At 38.8% G+C, this 20,327-nt stretch carries 16 protein-coding genes; all 16 read left to right on the top strand.

What is annotated here, in order from left to right:
* The first annotated feature begins 7 nt into the window (after positions 1-7).
* The 16 genes from DWY37_RS04400 to DWY37_RS04475 all read left to right on the top strand — a co-directional run bounded on the left by DWY37_RS04400 (position 8) and on the right by DWY37_RS04475 (position 20,325).
* Positions 8-952 (top strand): glycosyltransferase family 2 protein, encoded by a 945-nt coding sequence (locus DWY37_RS04400; RefSeq protein WP_118541898.1) that lies wholly within the window; start codon positions 8-10, stop codon positions 950-952.
* On the top strand, positions 933-3,869 hold the full coding sequence (locus tag DWY37_RS04405) for a YfhO family protein (protein ID WP_158575666.1): 2,937 nt from the start codon (positions 933-935) through the stop codon (positions 3,867-3,869). The genes DWY37_RS04400 and DWY37_RS04405 overlap by 20 nt, the downstream gene beginning before the upstream one ends.
* Positions 3,866-5,815, top strand: a complete 1,950-nt coding sequence (locus tag DWY37_RS04410; RefSeq protein ID WP_117698689.1) for a DUF2142 domain-containing protein — start codon at positions 3,866-3,868, stop codon at positions 5,813-5,815. Before DWY37_RS04405 ends, DWY37_RS04410 begins: the two co-directional genes overlap by 4 nt.
* Before the next feature lie 21 nt (positions 5,816-5,836).
* The gene (locus DWY37_RS04415; RefSeq protein WP_117698690.1) at positions 5,837-7,612 is read left to right on the top strand and encodes a hypothetical protein; all 1,776 of its coding nucleotides are present in this window, start codon (positions 5,837-5,839) and stop codon (positions 7,610-7,612) included.
* 12 nt (positions 7,613-7,624) lie between these two features.
* Entirely contained in the window at positions 7,625-8,533 is a 909-nt protein-coding gene (locus DWY37_RS04420) for a glycosyltransferase family 2 protein (protein ID WP_158552104.1), read from the top strand.
* A gap of 56 nt (positions 8,534-8,589) precedes the next feature.
* Complete coding sequence (locus DWY37_RS04425) at positions 8,590-9,558, top strand: glycosyltransferase family 2 protein (protein ID WP_117698692.1); 969 nt, start codon at positions 8,590-8,592, stop codon at positions 9,556-9,558.
* Positions 9,559-9,620: 62 nt separating this feature from the next.
* On the top strand, positions 9,621-10,034 hold the full coding sequence (locus DWY37_RS04430) for a sugar 3,4-ketoisomerase (RefSeq protein ID WP_117698693.1): 414 nt from the start codon (positions 9,621-9,623) through the stop codon (positions 10,032-10,034).
* Positions 10,035-10,046: 12 nt separating this feature from the next.
* Positions 10,047-11,144, top strand: coding sequence for a DegT/DnrJ/EryC1/StrS family aminotransferase (locus DWY37_RS04435; RefSeq protein ID WP_118544442.1), 1,098 nt, complete (start codon positions 10,047-10,049; stop codon positions 11,142-11,144).
* Positions 11,145-11,157: 13 nt separating this feature from the next.
* The gene (locus DWY37_RS04440; RefSeq protein WP_022244451.1) at positions 11,158-12,147 is read left to right on the top strand and encodes a GNAT family N-acetyltransferase; all 990 of its coding nucleotides are present in this window, start codon (positions 11,158-11,160) and stop codon (positions 12,145-12,147) included.
* Between the two features lie 15 nt (positions 12,148-12,162).
* A complete protein-coding gene (locus tag DWY37_RS04445; protein ID WP_117698694.1) occupies positions 12,163-13,170 on the top strand; it encodes a glycosyltransferase family 2 protein in 1,008 nt (335 codons plus the stop codon).
* A 26-nt stretch (positions 13,171-13,196) separates the two neighbouring features.
* The gene (locus DWY37_RS04450) at positions 13,197-14,114 is read left to right on the top strand and encodes a glycosyltransferase family 2 protein (protein WP_158561572.1); all 918 of its coding nucleotides are present in this window, start codon (positions 13,197-13,199) and stop codon (positions 14,112-14,114) included.
* A 15-nt stretch (positions 14,115-14,129) separates the two neighbouring features.
* Complete coding sequence (locus DWY37_RS04455; protein ID WP_118558538.1) at positions 14,130-15,602, top strand: flippase; 1,473 nt, start codon at positions 14,130-14,132, stop codon at positions 15,600-15,602.
* 11 nt (positions 15,603-15,613) lie between these two features.
* Entirely contained in the window at positions 15,614-16,798 is a 1,185-nt protein-coding gene (locus DWY37_RS04460; protein ID WP_118544441.1) for a nucleotide sugar dehydrogenase, read from the top strand.
* A 77-nt stretch (positions 16,799-16,875) separates the two neighbouring features.
* Positions 16,876-18,519 carry a glycosyltransferase family 2 protein gene (locus DWY37_RS04465; protein ID WP_118544440.1) on the top strand — a complete coding sequence of 548 codons (1,644 nt, stop codon included), beginning with the start codon at positions 16,876-16,878 and terminating at the stop codon, positions 18,517-18,519.
* 81 nt (positions 18,520-18,600) lie between these two features.
* Positions 18,601-18,798 carry a hypothetical protein gene (locus DWY37_RS04470; RefSeq protein ID WP_022244445.1) on the top strand — a complete coding sequence of 66 codons (198 nt, stop codon included), beginning with the start codon at positions 18,601-18,603 and terminating at the stop codon, positions 18,796-18,798.
* A gap of 120 nt (positions 18,799-18,918) precedes the next feature.
* Positions 18,919-20,325, top strand: a complete 1,407-nt coding sequence (locus DWY37_RS04475; RefSeq protein ID WP_118541910.1) for a sugar transferase — start codon at positions 18,919-18,921, stop codon at positions 20,323-20,325.
* Positions 20,326-20,327: the final 2 nt, after the last annotated feature.

Genomic DNA, 20,327 nt, shown 5'->3' on the forward strand with positions numbered 1-20,327 from the left:
TATGAAAATGGATATATCAGTTGTAGTTCCGGTCTATGGATGCCGGGCAGCACTGCATGAATTGCATAGACGTCTGGTGGAATCGGTAAGTACCATCACTGATGATTTTGAAATTATTCTGGTAAATGATGCCTGCCCGCAGAATTCGTGGGAAGTAATCGAAGAAATCTGTAAGGAGGACAGCCGTGTAAAGGGGATTGAATTATCCCGGAATTTCGGACAGATTATGGCAATAACTGCAGGACTGGATGCCTCAAAAGGAGACTGGGTAGTGGTGATGGACTGTGATTTACAGGACAGACCGGAAGAAATCCCGAATCTTTATCGCAAGGCTCAGGAAGGTTATGATGTGGTCTTTGCCAGAAGAGTACATAGAAAAGATTCTTTCTTAAAGGTATTGGTATCTAAAATATTCTATAAGATTTATTCCTTTGCATCGGATGGACACTATGACCCGGCAATCTGTAATTTCAGTATCAGCAAACGTGTGGTAATTGATAATTATTGCAAAATGCGGGAAATGCACCGTGCTTTTGTTATTTATGTGAAATGGCTTGGCTTTAAACAGACAGCAATTGATGTGGAACACGATTCCCGTTTTGAGGGAAAATCCTCTTATAACATGAAGAAACGTTTTAAGATGGCAGGAGAGATTTTAACCTCCCAGTCAGATAAGCTTCTAAAATTCACCATGGGCTTCGGCTTTTTGATGTCCATCATTTCAGCACTGGTGATTATCGGACTGATTATCTATTATTTTACCGGTCATGTGGCAGCAGGCTGGACCAGTATCGTAGCAACCAACTGTCTCATCGGAGGAATTATTATTATGGTAGTCGGTCTGGTAGGCATTTATGTAGGAAATATTTTTATGCAGTCAAAACAAAGACCCCTTTATGTGGTGCGCCAGATGCTGAATGAGGAGAAGGAAGATGCAGATTCAAATCGATAGGAAGAAATGGTTAAAAAATGCAGCAGTATTGCTTGCAGAACTGGTTCTGATTCTTGCAGGGCTGGTTCTGGTGGGAACGGTTGGAGAACGGGGATTTGACAACTGGAAAATATATTTTACTTTCCAGCAGGAAAAACAAAATCTTGAAGAAATAAAAAGCTCTGCTAATGATTTAATCCAGGATGAGGATGGATATATTACGGGGGAAGACAGTTTCTTTATTATTCCGGTAAATGCAGATAAACTCTTGGATGTTGAAATGAATCAACTGAATCAGAAAATTACAGGTTTTATCTGGCAGTCAGAAACAAAAGAATTTAATAGTGATCCAGCAACATATACTTATCAGCTGGGGCATAATCCAATTCAGGTGGAAAAAGGAACAAAGTATATTAAACTATTGATTTCAGATGTACAGGGACTGCATTATAATATTAACCAAATCTCTTATCGAAATCCATTTGAAGTGTATGTACGAATTCATAAGAAGGCTATTTTTAAAATAGCAATTGTATTATTGCTGGTTGGAGTACTGGTAAAAGGTGTGGAATATATTTCGGAAGATAGAACAAAACTAAAAAAAACTGCTTCCATTACAGTATTTCTTTTTGTGGTTGGTATCACCGTATTATATATTTTTCATGATTATATATTTGGTGACAGACTTTTTATCTTTGCGGATATTGGCTCAGATACCATCCAGCAGTATTATCCATATTACATGAACTGTGTAAGAAGAATACAGGAAGGAACATTTGGTATCTGGAACTGGGATTATGGTTTGGGAACAAGTCTGATGAACAATATTTCACAGACGTTGGATCCATTTGGATTGTTTGTAATATTAGGTGGAGTAATCGGTGGAATCTCAAAGGTAAGAAGACTGCTTGTAGTAGCGCAGATATTGAAGATTGTTTTATCGGCACTTTTATGCCGTTATTTTTTGAAAATGTTTCATGTTTCAGAAAAAGCAGCATGTGTTGGCGGATATCTTTATGCATTTAATGGTTATCTGATGTTATGGGGACAACATTATTTGCTGGGAACAATTTGTGTATACCAGATAATAATTTTGATTTTCCTGGAGAAACTGTTACGGGAAGTCAAAGTAAAATATATTGCGGGATTGGGAGTCGCAGTCGCAGCATCGACATTATACAGTTATTATAATACATATATGGCACTTGCATTTGCTGCAATATACTGTGTACTCAGGCTGATTAATCCGGAGCTGGACTGGCAATGGAAAGACAGATTAAAACGTGCGGCAACAGTCTTTGGAACAATTATATGTGGCGTATTTATGGATGCGGTGACATTATTGCCGGCAGCATCTTACCTGACTTCCAGTTCGACAAGGCTGGATTCCAGTGAGTCTGCAATTACAAAGTTTTTAAGTGGTCTGTTTTCTACTTATACAATGGATGCCAATATAGAAACAACGGGTCGTCTTATATCAAATAATACTTTTTGCATTAACCAGTTAGAGCATGCAACGGGTTGGGGAAATTATTATGAGATGCCAAATGTCTGCCTTACTGTATTTATATTTATATTTCTGGGACAATTTCTTGTACGTAAAATAAGAGAGTGCAAAAATACAAAACAGCTGGTATATGGAATCTTTGTGACAATGGTAGGCGTATTTATTTTGTATAATCCGGGATTTGCCATTGCGTTTAATGGATTTGCATATGTGCAGGCAAGATATACTTTTGTAATCATGCCGGTAGCAGCATTGCTGGTAGCAACAGAATGGGAAAGTCTGATTGTAAGAAAAAAAATCAGTATTTTTGGATTGGCATTGGGGCTGGCGGCAAGTGTTGGAGTGCTGTTACAGACCGATCGGAGAGCGTCTGGTGAAGTGATAAAATATGATGGACAGCTTATTGTTTTGTGCCTGATCTTTGCAGGATTGCTTGGAATTGGATATTTTTGCAGAACAAAAAAGATATGGGGGATAGTAGAAGTTTTCCTTGGAATATGTCTGATTATTTCTGTGGGAAGGGAAAATTATATTACCAATAATGAGCGGGTAACGGCTTATGCTTCGGGAGAAAAAATAATTTATTCTGATAAAGGGATGGGAAATGATACGATAGATGCATTGAAATATTTAAAGGAGAAAGATGATTCTTTTTACCGCGTGGAGAAGACATACTCATTTTCTTCAACGTATGGAGATTCGTTGATAGCCGGATATTCTGCTATAACTGATTATAATAGTACCATAAATCGCAATTTGTCATCTTTTTATACAAATCTGTACAGTAGCCAGAAGGTGACAGATGCTCAAAGGGCATTTATTGTGACAGATGAAACAGAGATTTATCCGATGCGGTTGATTAATTTAAAATATATTTTAAGTACATCTGAAATTGATTATTCCTGGTGCCAATATGTACATAAAATAGGGGAGGTATATATATATCAAAATATATATGCAGATTCAGTTGCTTCTTTTTATGAAAAAACTATTTCACAGGAAGAATGTGAAAAAATGGATGAAGGAAGTCGCCGAAAACTTTTAGGGGATACCTTGATTGTCAGGGACAGACAGGATATGTTATCAAAGGAAGAACCTGGACAGACGGACATTGGAGATTTTAAAGTAGACGGTTCTTCACTTGAAGGTACTGTTTCGAATGAGAAGGAAGGATTTCTGCTTTTGACTATTCCAGATCAGGAAGGCTGGGAAATCTATGTAGATGAGGAAAAAGAAACAATCATAAATGGTGATTATGGATTTACTGCAGTAAGACTGAAACCTGGAGTTCATAATGTGCAGGCGGTATATCATATTCCAAGGTTAAAGGAAGGTATTATAGGAAGTGTACTTGGAATCATTGTTTTAGCTGGAGTATGTCTGATATTGCATTTAAAAGATAGAAAACGAGGTGTGGGTAAGCAGAAATGAAAGAGAAAATAAAAAAAATTCCGGTTAAATATTGGATCGCAATTGGTGTATTTTTAATAATTTCAGTTTTGATGGTAAAACATAGAAACGTATTTTATGAATCAAGACAGGATAATTATAATGATAGAAGTGGAGAGAATGATGTAATTCCAGCTGAAGAGACGATTGTTACACAGTATTTTGAAATAAAAGAGAGTGTGCAGTCGATTGCACTTTTAATGACAAATGATTCAGGTCAGAATGTTGTTATAGATGCAGGACTTTATAATGCAGATACAAATGAATTACTAGCTAGCGCACAGACCGATTTACCGGATTCCAGGGGGGAAGAGTCGGTAATAAGTTTTTCATTTTCATCTGGTGAGGTGAGTGGAAAACAGAAAGTATATCTTACGCTGCAGGAAGAAACTCCTGTTGATGAGGTGAATTACTGTGTACTGAAAGGGGATTATGAATCCGATATGGCAGTAAATAATCAGGAGTCAGGAACAAGACTTCGGATGTCTGTTATTTACGGCGGAGGATTAAATCTAGCATTTTTTGTTTTATTCGGATTAGGAGCAGCTGTAGTTGTTGGTATTTGTGTGTTGCCGAAACGGTTAGAACGTCCGGAGTATATATTTGTTATTTTAGCAACAGTAATGGGAATTGCAATGGCGTTAATTAATCCGCCGTTTCAGGAATGTGATGGTCCATCGCATTTTTATAAGGCAATGGATGTTTCTTATGGAAATATACTGGGCTCTTTTGGTAATTTTTCCCATGGGGATGGTGTGATAAATGTTCCTGAGAATGTGAGTGATATTTCATATCGGCAGATAACACCGGATGGAAGTGAAGGAAGTGAATATGTAAATTATTTAAAAACTCATAAATTTTCAAATGTTAAGGTTGAAATGACATATTATGAAAGTGTGACGTCGATTGTATATTGGCCACAGGGACTTGGAATTTTCATTGGAAGAGCATTGAATTTAAGTATCTATGGTGTCATTTTGATGGGAAGACTGTTTAACCTGTTAACTTATGTTATGCTTGGATTTTTTGCAATTCGTTTTATTCCCTGCTATAAGAATTTACTTGCAATGCTGGCAGTAATGCCTTTAAGTATATATCAGGCAGCTTCGCTTTCGCAGGATGCGGTACTGAATGGATTTGGGTTCTTATTTATTGCGTTATGTTTATATTATGCTTTTGATGAAAATGTCAAGTTGTCATGGAAACATACGTTACTGCTGGGCTTTTTGTTACTTGGAATGTTCTTGTGTAAATATGTTTATGCATGTATGGGATTGTTGGTATTTTTGATTCCAAAGAATAAATTTGAAAGTAACCGAAAGTATTGGAAAGCATTTGCAATAACCTTGATACCATTTGCTATTTTATGCATTTATATCATGTCTCGGGTTTCAACGGGAATTAGTGGGCTTCAGGCAGTTGGTGGAGCATCCAGTGATATGACACAGTTACAGTATCTGATGGCTAATCCGCTGGTGGGTGTAAAGGTAATATTCTCTACTGTTTTGGTACAAACAAATGAATATTTGCATCAGCTTAATATACTGGGAAGCCTGAATTATCCGCTTAGTATGCTTATGATTATTGCACCGTGTTTTCTGACTACAGTTGGAATGCTGGATGGTCAGAGTATGGATGGAAAAATAAAAGTAAGACAGAGGGTATTACTAATCGTTACTTTTATAATTACAGCAGTGGCAGTGATGCTCGGACTGTATATTGCTGATGGTTATGCAAACCCGGTAGGGGCTGCTGTTGTGGGAGGAGTACAGGGAAGATATTTTATTATTCTTATAATTCTTCCATTTATCGCATTAGTCAGTGATAAAATAAAACATAACATAAATCATTTTACAATAAAGGTATCTGCAATCATGGGAATAATGCTTCTTTATGCATTGTTTATTCTGATTAAGACCTGTTATTAAGGAGAAAGGGCGAATAGAGGAATGGGATGGAACATTGGTAGTACAGCTTTTTTTGTGGCAGCAGTGATAATAGTTTGGAGCAGTATTTTTGGCTTGTATAAAAGTGAAGAAAAACAGACCGGAGTGACATGGATAGTAATGTTGCTTATTTTATTAAACTGTTATCACACATTTTGGGCGGCGGTTTTAGATTTAGTACATATCCCGATAAATATTATATCAATTGGAATCATTGATATGATAACAGGAGGTATAGTATGGTTTTTTAATTGGAAAAAGAAGAAATATCAGAAATATGAGTTTGCGGTAAGTGATTTGATGTTTGTCGTAACAGCCGTAGTTGTTTTAATTATTTTTGCAAAAACAAGATATGGTGGAACAGCTCTTAATCTTAATTTCCTTACAATTGATCCAGCGAATCATTTCCGGGCAGCAATGGACCTTGTGAATGACGGAACTGTTACAAGTATGTTTTATGAAACTGTTTGGAATGGATTATTTATAGAGATGCTGGCACCACTGGCAACAGTGGACTATTACTACCGTTTTTATGTTTTGAGTGAACTGATTCAGGTGTGCCTTTCTGCATTTGTTTTCTATGGAATAGCAAGAAAGTATAGTAAAGACCGTTTCGGCAGGGTTGCAGCGTACATTCTTTCCTTTGTATATATGATTGGATATCCTATGTGTTCCATGATTTATGGTTTTACATATCTTGGAATGGGTGTTACCGTTGTAGGTATGTTGATTATTTTAACTGATATGTATTTAAAAGAGAATATGGGAAAATGGATGAACATCATTTTCCTGATGCTGGGGTGCCTTGCTATTTTTGAATGCTATGTGATGTTTATGCCGGTGGCCTTTTTTGCACTAATTACCTGCATTTTTGTAAAACAATGGAAAATGCATAAGTTAGTATCACGAGACACTGTGGTAACCTGTCTGGCAGTGTTCCTGATTCCGTGTATTCTTGGATTTGTATATACATATGCCGGTGTATTTAAAGATGGGGTAACGGTATCCAGTGCAATTGTGAATGAAGGGGCATGCTACAGGGATCTTTTTTCTAATTTTGTTATATATATACCGCTGATTTTATTTGGATTCTATGCAATGTGTAAGAAAGGGGATAATAATCTTGTATTGTTTTTGGCACCTTACACATTTGTATTTACATTGTTACTGCTTTGGAAAACGGTTACAGGTAAGGCATCTACATATTACTTCTATAAAATATATTTTTTGTTGTGGTTAATAGCTTTTGTATTAGTATTTTATGGAGTCGTTTATGCACAAAAGCAGACCAGAGTCCTGATAACAGGATGCTTTATTACCTGGGTATTTTTGGTTGGAATGTATCTGGGAAAAGTAGAGGAACGTATCCAGATACATAATAGTCTTATGGTTTCGTCATATAAGGCAGAAGCATATAATGATTTATTGCATTATAATTACATAACGTTTTGGATGCCAGGATATTCGAAAGAGAAAGAGGAATTATATCATTGGGTTTACAATGAACTTTTAGAACAAGGAGAGGAACTTGTTCCGATGGCAGGATACTGGGAGGATGATTTGTGGTATCAGGCAATTACGAATCAAAGATATTATGGCTGGGGACAGAGTGATCCGAATCACACAGATTATTTTAATCATTTGAATGATTCTGGAGCAGAGTATATACTGGTATTAAAAGACAGCCAGATTTATCAGGATGAACAGGCATATTTTGATTCACTGGAAAGGATATATGATACGGAAATCGGCTTTGTAGGTAAGCTAAATGAAAAGTAAGGAATGATTCATATGGATAAGAAAGTAAATGTATTATTATCGGCTTATAATGGAGAGAAGTATATTCGTGAACAGATAGAAAGTATATTGGAACAGTCTTATAAAAATATTGAAATATATGTAAGAGATGATGGTTCAAAAGATGGAACACTGACTATTTTAAAAGAGTATGAAGAACGAGGCCTAGTTCATCTTGAAGCAGGAAAAAATGTCGGCTTTGTGAAAAGTTTTGAGTGGCTGATTGCAAATGGCGGTGAAGCAGATTATTATGCCTTTAGTGATCAGGATGATTTTTGGTTTCCGGATAAGATAAAAATGGCATTGGAATTGCTGGATAAAAGCCCATCGGATGTTCCTGTTTTGTATTTCTCAAATTATGATTATTATGATGGCGGGTTAAATTTTGTGGCACATAGGGACTGTAAACATCCTAATATATCTTTTGCAAATTCAATGGTAGACTGTGTTTCATTGGGCTTTAACAGTGTATTTAACCGTAAAGCTAAGGACATGGTAACAGAACAGATGCCAAAATATTCTACCGGACACGACTGGTGGATGTATATGGTGTGTGTTGGCATGGGAAAGGTTATATATGATGAACGTGCAACCGTAAAATACCGTAGAACAGGGAGCAATGTTAGTAACAGCGGGGATAGCTTTTGGAAAGCACAAGTTTGGAGGTTTAAAAAGTTTTTCCTGAATCACTATTTTAAGTATATCAGACGTCAGATTCGTGAATATGCGGAATTATATAAAGATAAGCTGAGTGAAGAAGATAGAAAGACTCTTTATCTGTTTACACAAGAGGGATTTCATCCAATAGTAGCATTGAAAAAAGTGTTTTATCCGCATAAATTGCGTCAGGGAATGATTGATGAAATCTTTGTCAGAGTACTGTTCCTCATCGGAAGGCTGTAAGTTGCAAATTTTAAGAAAACATAGTAAACTGTATAAGTTAACAAGAAGGAGCAACGATGAAATTTACTGTTTTAATCGTAACCTATCATCCGGACTGGAAGAAATTATTAGTTACACTGGATTCTGTCATGGCACAGACCTTTAAGGATTACGAAATCGTAGTCTCAGATGATGGTTCAGAAGAAAACTGTTTTGATAAGATAGAAGCTTATTTTGCGGCACACCAGTTTGCAAATTATACCCTTATTCCTCATGAGAAGAATCAGGGAACGGTAAAGAACCTCATAGATGGTCTGGCAAAGGCAAAGGGTAAATATGTCCGGGATTTTGGACCGGGGGATGCATTCTATAATGAACATACCCTGCAGCAGGTGTATGATTTTATGGAAGAGAACCGGTATGAGTCCTGCTTTGGACTGATGCGGGGTTATTGCCGCAGGGAAGATGGCGGTGTAGATTATGTGGAATTTCCGCATCCCTTTGATTTATCTCCATATAAGAACTGGAATGAGGATAAGATTGTAAAGAATCTGGTGCTGTATCGGGACAATGCTTCCGGTGCATGTACCTGTTATACCGTAGATTATTATATGACTTATCTTAAGAAGATAGAGGGAACGGTCATTTATGCAGAAGATATTTTTCAGATGATGGCAGGCTTAGATGGCAGACCGATGCATTTCTTCCCGGATTATCTGGTATGGTATGAAGCCGATACCGGAGTATCCACTAAGAAGAAAAGCAGCTTCTCGGAGCTTCTTGCACAGGATGTAGACCGTTTCTATGCCATGATTCAGGAGCAGTACAGCGATAATCCATATGTGAAGAAGCAGAAAAAGGTATTGGGATTATATAAAATCAGAAACCTTTATCTTCGTACTTTGTTACGGCTGTTCCGCAATCCGGATGCCATTCGTTATCTTATAAGCCATATGCTGCAGGCACGAAAAGGTGCATACCGGCCATCACATCAGCAGAAGGGATTTTTGGATAATCCGGAATTCGGCAAAGAAAAAGCAGAGTAAGGGTAAGAAAAGAATTAAAATAGAAAAGTGAAGCACAGCAATGTGGAAGAAGGAGAATGTCCATGGAAGTGATTAAGTACAGATTTCAGCAGCATGGGGATGAACGCGGTCAGCTGGTAGCATTGGAAGAGATGCGTGATATTCCATTTGAAATTAAGCGTGTTTACTATATGTATGATACCGTAGATGGTGTACGAAGAGGCTATCATGCACACCGGTGTTTAGAACAGATTCTGATTCCGATTCATGGAACCTGTAAGATTCATCTGGATAACGGCAGTGAGACGGCAGAGGTCTTATTGGACAAGCCATATGAAGGCTTATATATTGCAAATAATATGTGGCGGGAAATGTATGATTTCTCCGAGGATGCAGTGCTGATGGTACTGGCATCAGAATATTATGATGAAAATGATTATATCAGGAATTACGATAAATTCCTTGCATTTGTAAAAGAGGAAAATAAGGATAAGTAAAGGAGAATTGCCATGAAAATACCATTTGTGTCATTTGAGAAAATGCATGATGAAATCAAGGAGGAACTTACCGGAAAATTTCAGCAGGTTTTAGCAAAAAACTGGTTTATCCAGGGAGAAGAATTAGCAAAGTTTGAAGAAGAGTATGCTGCATATTGTGGCGTGAAATACTGTGTAGGTGTAGGTAACGGACTGGATGCACTGTTCCTTCCACTGAAAGCATATGGAATCGGGACAGGCGATGAAGTCATTGTTCCATCCAATACCTTTATTGCAACTGCACTGGCAGTTTCTTATACAGGTGCAACTCCGGTATTTGTAGAGCCGACTTTAGAGTCCTTTGACATTGACCCGGCAAGAATCGAAGAGAAGATTACCGATAAGACCAAAGCAATTATGGCAGTACATCTTTATGGACAGCCGGTACCAATGGATGAAATCATGGAGATTGCAAAACGCCATAATCTGAAAGTAATTGAAGATTCTGCACAGGCACATGGTGCACTCTATAAGGGAAAACATGTGGGAAGTCTTGGAGACGGAGCTGGATTCAGCTTTTATCCGGGCAAGAACTTAGGTGCATTAGGAGATGCCGGAGCTTTTGTAACCAATGATAAAGAGCTGGCAGATAAAGTACGTGCCCTTGGCAACTATGGTTCTGATTATAAATATCATCATATCTATCAGGGAAATAACTCCAGACTGGATGAGATGCAGGCAGCTTTCTTAAGAATTAAATTAAAGAACTTAGACCGCTGGAATGCAAACCGTATTGAGACAGCAGAGAAATATCTTGCCGGAATTAAGAATCCGGAAATCGCTCTGCCAACTGTAATGCCGGATACGAAGCATGTATTCCACATCTTTGCAATCCGCTGTGCACGCAGGGATGAATTAGAGAAGTTCTTAAATGAAAAGGGAATTGGAACCAATAAACATTATCCGATTCCAATGCATCTGCAGGGCGCATATGAAAGCCTTGGCATCAAAAAGGGAGAGCTTCCACTGGCAGAAGAGATTTCTGCAACAGAGCTTAGCATTCCGATGTATTATGGAATGACAGAGGAAGAAACCGGATATGTCATTGATGCAATCAATGCATTCAAATAGAAGAGGAGAGACTATGTTTCGATTTGAAAAATATGAGGACAGTTTAGAGGAACAGTGGGATAAATTTATCACAGAAAAATCCATAAACGGAACCTTTTTACAGAGCCGCCGGTTCTTCAATTATCATCCGGCAGGCAGATTTAAAGATGTATCTCTGGTAGTATATAATGAGAAAAATAATATCGCAGCCCTGATTCCGGCATGTGAATTGGAGCAGGATGGGAAAAAGGTATTTTTCTCCCACAAAGGAACCACCTTTGGCGGTATCATTATCGACAAGAAGCATCACAATGCAAAACATGTCGTGGTATTAGTAGAAGAATTAAAAGATTATCTTAAGGAGCAGGGCTATAACGAGGCTTATCTTAAGATGACTTCCGATATTTTCTCAGAAGTAGAAAGTGATTTATTCCAGTATGCATTCCAGCATGCAGGCTATACGGAGCATAAGGAGCTGAGTACTTATGTAAACTACGCGACTTATAAAGAGGCAATTCTTTCAAACTTTGCACAGGGAAAACGTACCAATGTACACAACTGTGAGAAGGAAGGTCTGGAATGCAGACCGCTGACGACAGATGATGAGATTAAAGAATTCTATGATATTCTCTGTGAGAACCTTTCCAAGTATGATACCAAACCGGTACATACTTTAGCAGAGCTTTTAGATTTCAAGAATGACCGTTTCCCGGAGGAATGTGGATTCTTTGGTATCTTCAAAGAGGATGAAATGTTAGCAGGTTCCATGATGTTTTATTTCGATAAAGTAGGCTGTGCCCATACACAGTATCTTGCTGCAAGACAGGCGTTTAATAAATTAAGCCCGATGACCTTTATGTATTATTCCATGATTGTGGAAATGAAGAATCGTGGCTATAAACGGATTTCCTGGGGAACAGCAACCGAAGATTTGGGTAATTATCTGAACATGGGACTGATTACCAGCAAAGAAGACTTCGGAAGCTCCTATTGTAATAACCTGACCTACTCCATTACATTGTAGGCACTGGAGGATAGTATGAAAGTAAGCGTCCTTGTGACTTTTTATAATCAGGAAGATTATGTGGATGAGGCATTGCAGAGTGTCTTTGACCAGAAATGTGATTTTGATTTTGAAGTACTGATTGGTGACGATGGATCTACCGATGGCACCATGGCAAAATTACAGAAATGGAAGCAGAAATATCCGGACAGAATGGAAATTTATGTGATGGACCGGGAACCTGGTGTGAAATACAACAGTAGCCAGCGGGCATCAAGAAACCGTCTGAATCTTTTGCAGTATGTAAAGGGAGAGTATTTTGCTTATCTCGATGGGGATGATTTCTATGTCGATGACCATAAACTGCAGAAGCAGGTAGAGATTATGGATCAGCCGGAAAATGCAAAATATGCAGTCTGTGCCCACAATGTCTATGCCTATGATGAGAAGACGAAAGAAAATACCCCATTTTTAAACTGCAATCATACGATGAAATTAAAGGGAACAACCTATTGGGGGCGTTTCTATTTCCATCCGGATTCTATTCTGATGCGAAGTGCCTATATCAAGGATATTCCGAAGGATGTGGTAGCAGATTATTTTAATGATAATACCATTACGTTCTGTTTTATTAAGCATGGGGATGTATATTATATGCCGGATATTATGGCGAGCTATCGTCAGACCGGAGACGGCATCTGGACGGGAAATTCCCGGTTTATCAACTATCTTAGAAATTTGATGGACTATGACTTGGAGCAGAAGATTGCACCGGAATTTATCCGCTACAGTCTCGTACGTCACTGGGCAGATATGAGTTTCATGCATAAATGTAAGGAGAAACCGGCTGGTGAGAAGGCTGCTTTCTATGAAGATAAGATAACAAAGGACGGACTTGACGTTTCAAAGGCATGGTTAGAATATGTTAAGACTGGAAAAATGTCTGATAAAAAGGCTTTGAAATTATACCGAAAAGCAAAGTTCTGGTATTTTGTCTGTCATGTAAAATGGCTGTTCATTGACAGTTTATTATTACACAATTAGGATATCTGGAATGGATGGAATCAAAGATGAGTGAGAAGAAAAAATTTGGCTTTGTGGTATTGCATTATTGCACTCTTGATATGACAAAGAAGTGTATTGCGGCAATTCAGGAGAAAATGGCACAGGCTGATTATGAAATTGTGGTAGTAGATAATGCGTCCGGCAACGGAACCGGTAAAGATTTAGCGGAGTGCTATAAAGACACAGAGCATGTAAGTGTTCTTTTGAGTAAGGAAAATCTCGGCTTTGCCAAAGGCAACAATCTAGGCTATGTATATGCAAGAGAAGAACTGCACTGCGATTTTATCTGTGTAATGAACAATGATGTGATTTTATTGCAGGATAACTTTGCGCAGCTGGTGGAGGCAGCCTATGAAGCACATCAGTTTGCAGTAATGGGACCGCATATTGAATTAAAGGATGGCAGGGAAAATGCCATGTATTATGAAATTGCATCCATTGAGGGTTTGAAAAAAGAACGCCATGTATATGAGACGAGATTAAAACACATTACCTCTTCCATTTATCCGCTTTGGAATCTTTGGGACAGAGCAAAGCTGCTGCTTCGCATCTTCCTTGGAAAGATTCATGTCATGCCGGAATTAAAGAAACATGAAGACTGCACAGAAGGCTCCTTGGAATATCAGGATGAGCTGGTACTGCATGGCTGCTGTCTGATTTTCTCGCCGATTTATCTTACAAAATATAAAGATGCATTCGTGCCGGATACCTTTATGTTCCGGGAAGAAGAACTTTTATATTTAAGATGTAAAGAAGCGGGAATACCGATGGTATACTGTCCGGAGGTAAGAATTCTTCATCTTGAGGATATCTCTACGGATTATATTTATAAGACCGAGCGTAAAAAAGAAATCTTTAATCTGGAGAATCAGATTAAATCACTTGGAATTCTCTTGGAACATTTAGAGGTAATGCAGAAGTAACTGCGAGGACATATTGTGAAAGAAGTAAAATCAATCAAATTTAACTTTATAATGAATCTGATTCGGGTTTTGATGACGATATTATTCCCACTGATTACCTATCCGTATGCAACGCGGGTACTGAATTCTGCCGGAGTAGGACGGGCTGCCTATGTAGCATCCATTGTCAGCTATTTTCAGCTGATAGCATCCTTTGGTGTCAATAATTATGCCATTACAGAGGGTGCAAAAATCCGTGATGATAAAGCAAAATTAAATAAATTTGCTTCGGAAATGTTTTTCATCAATCTGGTATTTACGGTGCTTGCCTATATCGGATTTGCAGGTGCGTTGTTCCTGCCGAAGTTTGATGGCTATGAAATGCTGCTGTTAATCAGCAGTTCTACGGTTCTATTTACCACCCTTGGTATGGAATGGCTCTATGAACTGTTGGAAGAGTATGAGTATATTACGATTCGTTCTGTCATTTTCCAGGTAGTAGCACTTGTAATGCTATTTGTGCTGGTACGGAATGAAGGTGATGTGGCATGGTATGTGGCATTGACTGCGGTATCTACCGTTGGCTCCGGTGTGCTGAATTTTATTCACAGCAGACATTACATCCATTTATTTGAAACAAGAGTCCATTGGGCTGATATCAAGGTTCATATGAAACCGATGGTATATATGTTTGGCGTTTCGATTGCATCTGTTATTTATCTCAATTCCGATATTACAATGTTGGGATGGATGAAGGGAGATAAGGATGCGGGAATCTATACAACGGCATCGAAGATGAATCAGGTTTTGTGTACGCTGATTAAATCTCTGAGTACGGTTATCATGCCCCGGATGGCATATTATCTTGAAAATGACCAGAAGGATAACTTTGACCGGCTGTTAAAACAGGCATTCCGTTTTATGATGATGTTAATTGTACCATGTATGGTGGGTATGCTTTTGATTTCGCCGGAAGTCATTCATCTGATATCCGGTAAGAATTACAGCGAGTTTTTCCCGAGTGTTATAACATCGAGAATTCTTGCCATCAATTTGTTCTTCTCGCCGATTAACGGCTTTATTGCATATCAGATATTTATGCCAAAGAAGAAAGAGAAGATTATTTTCTGGGCAACCTTGGGTGGCGCAATCAGTAACCTTATCATTAACTACCTGCTGATTCCGGTATTAAGCTACGATGGAGCAGCAATTGCTACCGTACTGGCAGAGGCAATGGTAATGTTAATCTGCATTATCTTAGGACATAAGATGATACCGTTTAAGGGAATGATGCAGGGTGTCTGGAAATATGTCATCGCATCCGTTCCGATGGTCATTGCATATGTGCTGTTTCAGAAGGTAACTTTCAGCAGTTATTTGATTTATATGTTACTGATGATTATAATTGGAGTAGTAACCTACGGCATTATGCTTTTAATCTTAGGGGATGAACTGGTGCGTGAAGAAGTACGCATGATATTTGGAAAATTGAAACACAATGAAAAATAAGGAGGATACACATGAAAATTGCAGTAGCAGGAACCGGTTATGTGGGATTGTCAAATTCCATTTTATTAGCACAGAATAATGAGGTATGGGCAGTCGATATTGTTGAAGAGAAGGTCGATCTGATTAATCATAAGAAATCTCCAATCGTCGATAAGGAGATTGAAGAATATTTAGCAGAGAAACCATTGAATCTGCGGGCTACCACAGATGCAAAGGCAGCATATGAAGGAGCAGATTTTATTATCATTTCCACTCCGACCAACTATGATGAGAAGAAGAATTACTTTGATACATCATCCGTAGAAGCCGTAATCAAGCTGGTTATGGAATATGCACCGGATGCAATTATGGTTATCAAATCTACAGTTCCGGTTGGCTATACCGAAAAAGTAAGAGCGCAGTTTGGTAGCAAAAATATCATCTTCTCTCCGGAATTCTTAAGAGAAGGAAGAGCATTATATGATAACCTCTATCCATCCCGTATCGTAGTGGGATATCCGAAAGAGGATGAAAGCTTAAGGGCAAAGGCAGAAGAGTTCGCCGGCTTATTAAAACAGGGTGCTATCAAAGAGGATATTCCGGTATTATTAGCACACCTCACCGAGGCAGAAGCAATCAAATTATTTGCAAATACTTATCTTGCACTGCGTGTTTCCTATTTTAATGAGCTGGATACCTATGCAGAGGTAAGAGGATTAAATACCAGACAGATTATCGAAGGCGTAGGCTTAGACCCGCGAATCGGTAACTATTATAACAATCCGTCCTTCGGATATGGCGGATACTGCCTGCCAAAGGATACCAAGCAGTTACTGGCAAATTATGCGGATGTTCCAAATGATATTATCGGAGCAATCGTTGCAGCCAATACGACAAGAAAAGATTTCATTGCACAGCAGATTTTAGATAGAAATCCTTCTGTAGTAGGTATTTATCGTCTGACCATGAAGACCAATTCCGATAACTTCCGCCAGTCTTCTATTCAGGGCGTTATGAAACGTTTGAAAGCAAAGGGCATTGAAGTAGTGATTTATGAGCCAACCTTAAAGGATGACAGCTTCTATAATTCCAAAGTAATCCATGACTTAGACGAGTTCAAGAAGGTGTCCGATGTTATTGTATCCAACCGTAACAGTGCAGACTTAGAGGATGTGCAGGACAAGGTATATACCAGAGATATTTATGACAGAGATTAATTTTAGAAAATAAAGCTGCCTGATTAGAACGACGAGATTAGCGCAGTGAGATTAGAGCAGTGAAAAAAGGAGACAAGATGAAACTGAGCCTTTATAACCTCAGAAAAGGTTTCCGATATTTAAAAAATTATGGTTTAAAGGAATTCTTCATCCGCCTGAAAGAAAAAGGAGAACCGGAGCAGATTTCCTATGCGGAATATGCAGCAGGCCATAAGGTAACAGAAGCACAACTTAAGATACAGACAAAAGAATCTGATAAGTGGTCCTATCGACCGCTTATCAGTTGTGTTTATATGGGAGAAAATAGAGAAGATGCGTTGGCTATGTTAGAACAGCAGAGCTATATCAACTGGAATCTAACCTGTATCGATAAGCTCTGTACCGGAAAAGAAATAGAGCTTTCCGGGGAATATGCAGCGCTTATTGAGGCGGGTGACACCATAGAACCGGATGCTTTATACGAGCTTGCCCATGCCATTGCTTTTCCAAAAGAGACAAAGCAGTCAGGAATTCACTGGGAAGAAATCGGAAAGCCGGATTTGATTTATACGGATGAAGATGTCAGATGTCCGGATGAATCAAAGACAACGGAGACAGCAGAGCCTCTTTTAAAGCCGGACTTCAGCCCGGATTATCTGGAAAACTACTGTTATATCAGACATTTATGCTGCATCAGAAAAACGGTATTCCTGCAGGCGCTGAAAGAAAATGACGGAAATCCTGCAATAGAAGAACTGATCTGCCGGGCGGCAAAGCAGTCCGATAGTATCATCCATATTCCCAAAGTGCTTTATCATACAAAGGCGGAGCATGCACCGAGAGTAGAACATGCCTCTATGGCAGTGGGTAGTCACGAAAAGAAGCAGCCACTGGTATCTATTCTGATACCGAATAAAGACGAAAAAGCTTCTTTGGAAAAATGCATCACATCCATTCGGCAGGGCAGCTACCGGAATTATGAGATTATCATTATAGAAAATAACAGTAAAAGCGAAGAAATCTTTGATTATTATAAAGAGCTGCAGATGCAGTATCCAGATATCCGCGTGGTAGAATGGAAACCTGAGATACCGGGTACTTTTAATTATTCAGCCATTAATAACTATGGAGCATCCTATGCAAAGGGTGAATATCTTTTGTTCTTAAACAATGATATTGAGATTATAACAAAGGATTACATGGAACGGATGCTTACCCTGTGCGGAAAAGAAAATACCGGAGCAGTGGGAGCAAAGCTTTATTACCCGGATGATACGATACAGCATGCCGGAATTGTCATAGGCATCGGTGGGCATGCCAGAGGAATTGCAGCCAATATGTGTGTAGGACAGGTACGCAGCGATAGTGGGTATATGTATAGAGCCAGCCTGCGGCAGAATTTAAGTGCAGCAACAGCAGCATTTCTTATGGTGCCGGCAAAGGTGTTCCGTGAGGTGGACGGATTCTGCGAAGCTTTATCAGTAGCATTTAATGATGTGGATTTGTGTCTTAAAATCCGGAAGAAGGGTTATCTTATTATATATGAACCATCTGTAGAAGCGTACCATTATGAATCAAAGTCCAGAGGACAGGAGGATACAGAGGAGAAAGTACGCCGTTTTCAGGAAGAGATTGAATATATGAGAACCCGCTGGATTGATATTTTAAAGCAGGGAGATCCCTATTATCATCCCGGACTGACCCGTTACCGGACAGATTATTCCCTGGGACAAAAGCACTAAGGCATTGCAGAATTTGTAAGAAAGTGGTAACTTTGTAACTGAGTATAGAGAAAAACAAGTAACAGGGAGGTAGAGTTACACATGATGAAAGTTTATATTTGTCCGAAATGTGGCTGGATACGGACGGTTTCAAGAAGAAATGAAGTGGAATGTTTTAAATGTGGAAATGAAAAGATGGTTCTGGCAAAGATTCCTTATGAGAAATATGGGAAGATGAGTGAGAAAGAACGGAAAGACTATTCGGAAAGCTGGCTGTATATTCACAGAAACAGCATTTGACAGAAGAAGAACATACTTTTTTCACAGAAAATTAAGAAAGAATTCGGTTGTACCTGCCAGGGTAGGACTGGTATAATATTCCTAAAAAGATGGCTTGTATTGCATAAGAGGGAATAGATTATGTATAAAAAAGAACGAAAAAGCTGGATGAAGCATCTTGACTTTACGATTCTGGATATTATTTGTCTGGAACTTGCATATGCCTTATCCTATTTTATGCGTTTTGGAAGAAAAAATGAGTTTTTAAATGAGGAATATCAGCGATTAGCGGTAGTCCTTATTTTGATTGATATCTGCGTGGTATTTTTCGGCGAATCCTATAAGAGCATTCTGCGGAGAAAGAATACGCAGGAATTTAAGCATGTTGTTGTTCATACAACAATCATTGTTGCTGGAATGATGGTATATGGATACTGGACCAGACAGTCTGACTTTTCCAGACAGATTTTCCTGATGTTTTGGGGACTGTCTATGATTTTTGAATTTGTCGGTCGTTCTGGGCTTAAGAATTTTATTAAGAAAAAGATGATGAATGACAGAAATCTGTCTGCCATGATAGTGGTAACGACAGATGAACTGGTGGAGAGCTGTCTTAAGGAATTTGAAAATCTGCCATATCGGGAATTTGCCGTGCGTGGAGTTGTTGTAGTGGATGCAATGCGTAAGGGAGAAACTATACGGAGCATTCCGGTGGTGGCAAATGCAGATGATTTCTTTGAATATGTAAAAAATAATGTGGTAGATGAAGTATTTATCAATGGCAATACGATAGCCAGCAGCCAGGCACTGGCAGATGATCTGCTGGAAATGGGCGTTACGGTACATTTTAATCTGGTACATGCTTCCAAGCTGATGCCGAATAAAGTAATCGAGCAGTGTGGAAATTATATGGTTTTAACTTCCAGTATGTGTATTGCAACACCACGTCAGTTGTTTTTTAAACGTCTGATGGACATTGTAGGCGGTTTTGTGGGATTGGTGATTGCCGGTATTGCTACCATTATTTTTGCACCGATTATTAAGAAACAGTCACCGGGACCGATTTTCTTTTCCCAGATCCGTGTGGGGAAAAATGGCAGGAAATTCCGCTTTTATAAATTCCGTTCCATGAATGTAAATGCAGAAGAACAGAAAAAAGAGCTGATGGGGCAGAATGAGATGTCAGGGCTGATGTTTAAGATGGAAGATGATCCGAGAGTATTTCCGGTTGGCAGGTTCATGCGGAAGTTTTCCATTGATGAACTGCCACAGTTCTGGAATATTTTAAAAGGGGATATGAGTCTGGTAGGCACAAGACCGCCAACGGAGGAAGAATTTGCCGGATATGAGGCAAGGCACCGGGCAAGACTCGGAATTAAGCCGGGGCTTACCGGAATGTGGCAGGTCAGTGGAAGAAGTGACATTACGGATTTTGAAGAAGTGGTACAGCTGGATACCTACTATATTACAAACTGGTCACTGGCATTGGATATTAAAATCTTGTTTAAGACCATTCAGGTTGTTATAACAGGAAAAGGATCGAAGTAAGC

Origin of the sequence: Roseburia sp. AF25-13LB, assembly GCF_003478915.1 — a bacterium.
Lineage (GTDB): Bacteria > Bacillota > Clostridia > Lachnospirales > Lachnospiraceae > Roseburia_C > Roseburia_C amylophila.

Bases quoted from the DNA above. Each gene is read 5' to 3' on its own strand.
- DWY37_RS04425 (WP_117698692.1), top strand. From the start codon at position 8,590: ATGAAATTTACTGTTTTAATCGTAACCTATCATCCGGACTGGAAGAAA.
- DWY37_RS04435 (WP_118544442.1), top strand. From the start codon at position 10,047: ATGAAAATACCATTTGTGTCATTTGAGAAAATGCATGATGAAATCAAG.
- DWY37_RS04475 (WP_118541910.1), top strand. From the start codon at position 18,919: ATGTATAAAAAAGAACGAAAAAGCTGGATGAAGCATCTTGACTTTACG.
- DWY37_RS04460 (WP_118544441.1), top strand. From the start codon at position 15,614: ATGAAAATTGCAGTAGCAGGAACCGGTTATGTGGGATTGTCAAATTCC.
- DWY37_RS04465 (WP_118544440.1), top strand. From the start codon at position 16,876: ATGAAACTGAGCCTTTATAACCTCAGAAAAGGTTTCCGATATTTAAAA.
- DWY37_RS04445 (WP_117698694.1), top strand. From the start codon at position 12,163: ATGAAAGTAAGCGTCCTTGTGACTTTTTATAATCAGGAAGATTATGTG.
- DWY37_RS04440 (WP_022244451.1), top strand. From the start codon at position 11,158: ATGTTTCGATTTGAAAAATATGAGGACAGTTTAGAGGAACAGTGGGAT.
- DWY37_RS04420 (WP_158552104.1), top strand. From the start codon at position 7,625: ATGGATAAGAAAGTAAATGTATTATTATCGGCTTATAATGGAGAGAAG.
- DWY37_RS04410 (WP_117698689.1), top strand. From the start codon at position 3,866: ATGAAAGAGAAAATAAAAAAAATTCCGGTTAAATATTGGATCGCAATT.
- DWY37_RS04400 (WP_118541898.1), top strand. From the start codon at position 8: ATGGATATATCAGTTGTAGTTCCGGTCTATGGATGCCGGGCAGCACTG.
- DWY37_RS04405 (WP_158575666.1), top strand. From the start codon at position 933: ATGCAGATTCAAATCGATAGGAAGAAATGGTTAAAAAATGCAGCAGTA.
- DWY37_RS04450 (WP_158561572.1), top strand. From the start codon at position 13,197: ATGAGTGAGAAGAAAAAATTTGGCTTTGTGGTATTGCATTATTGCACT.
- DWY37_RS04415 (WP_117698690.1), top strand. From the start codon at position 5,837: ATGGGATGGAACATTGGTAGTACAGCTTTTTTTGTGGCAGCAGTGATA.
- DWY37_RS04430 (WP_117698693.1), top strand. From the start codon at position 9,621: ATGGAAGTGATTAAGTACAGATTTCAGCAGCATGGGGATGAACGCGGT.
- DWY37_RS04470 (WP_022244445.1), top strand. From the start codon at position 18,601: ATGATGAAAGTTTATATTTGTCCGAAATGTGGCTGGATACGGACGGTT.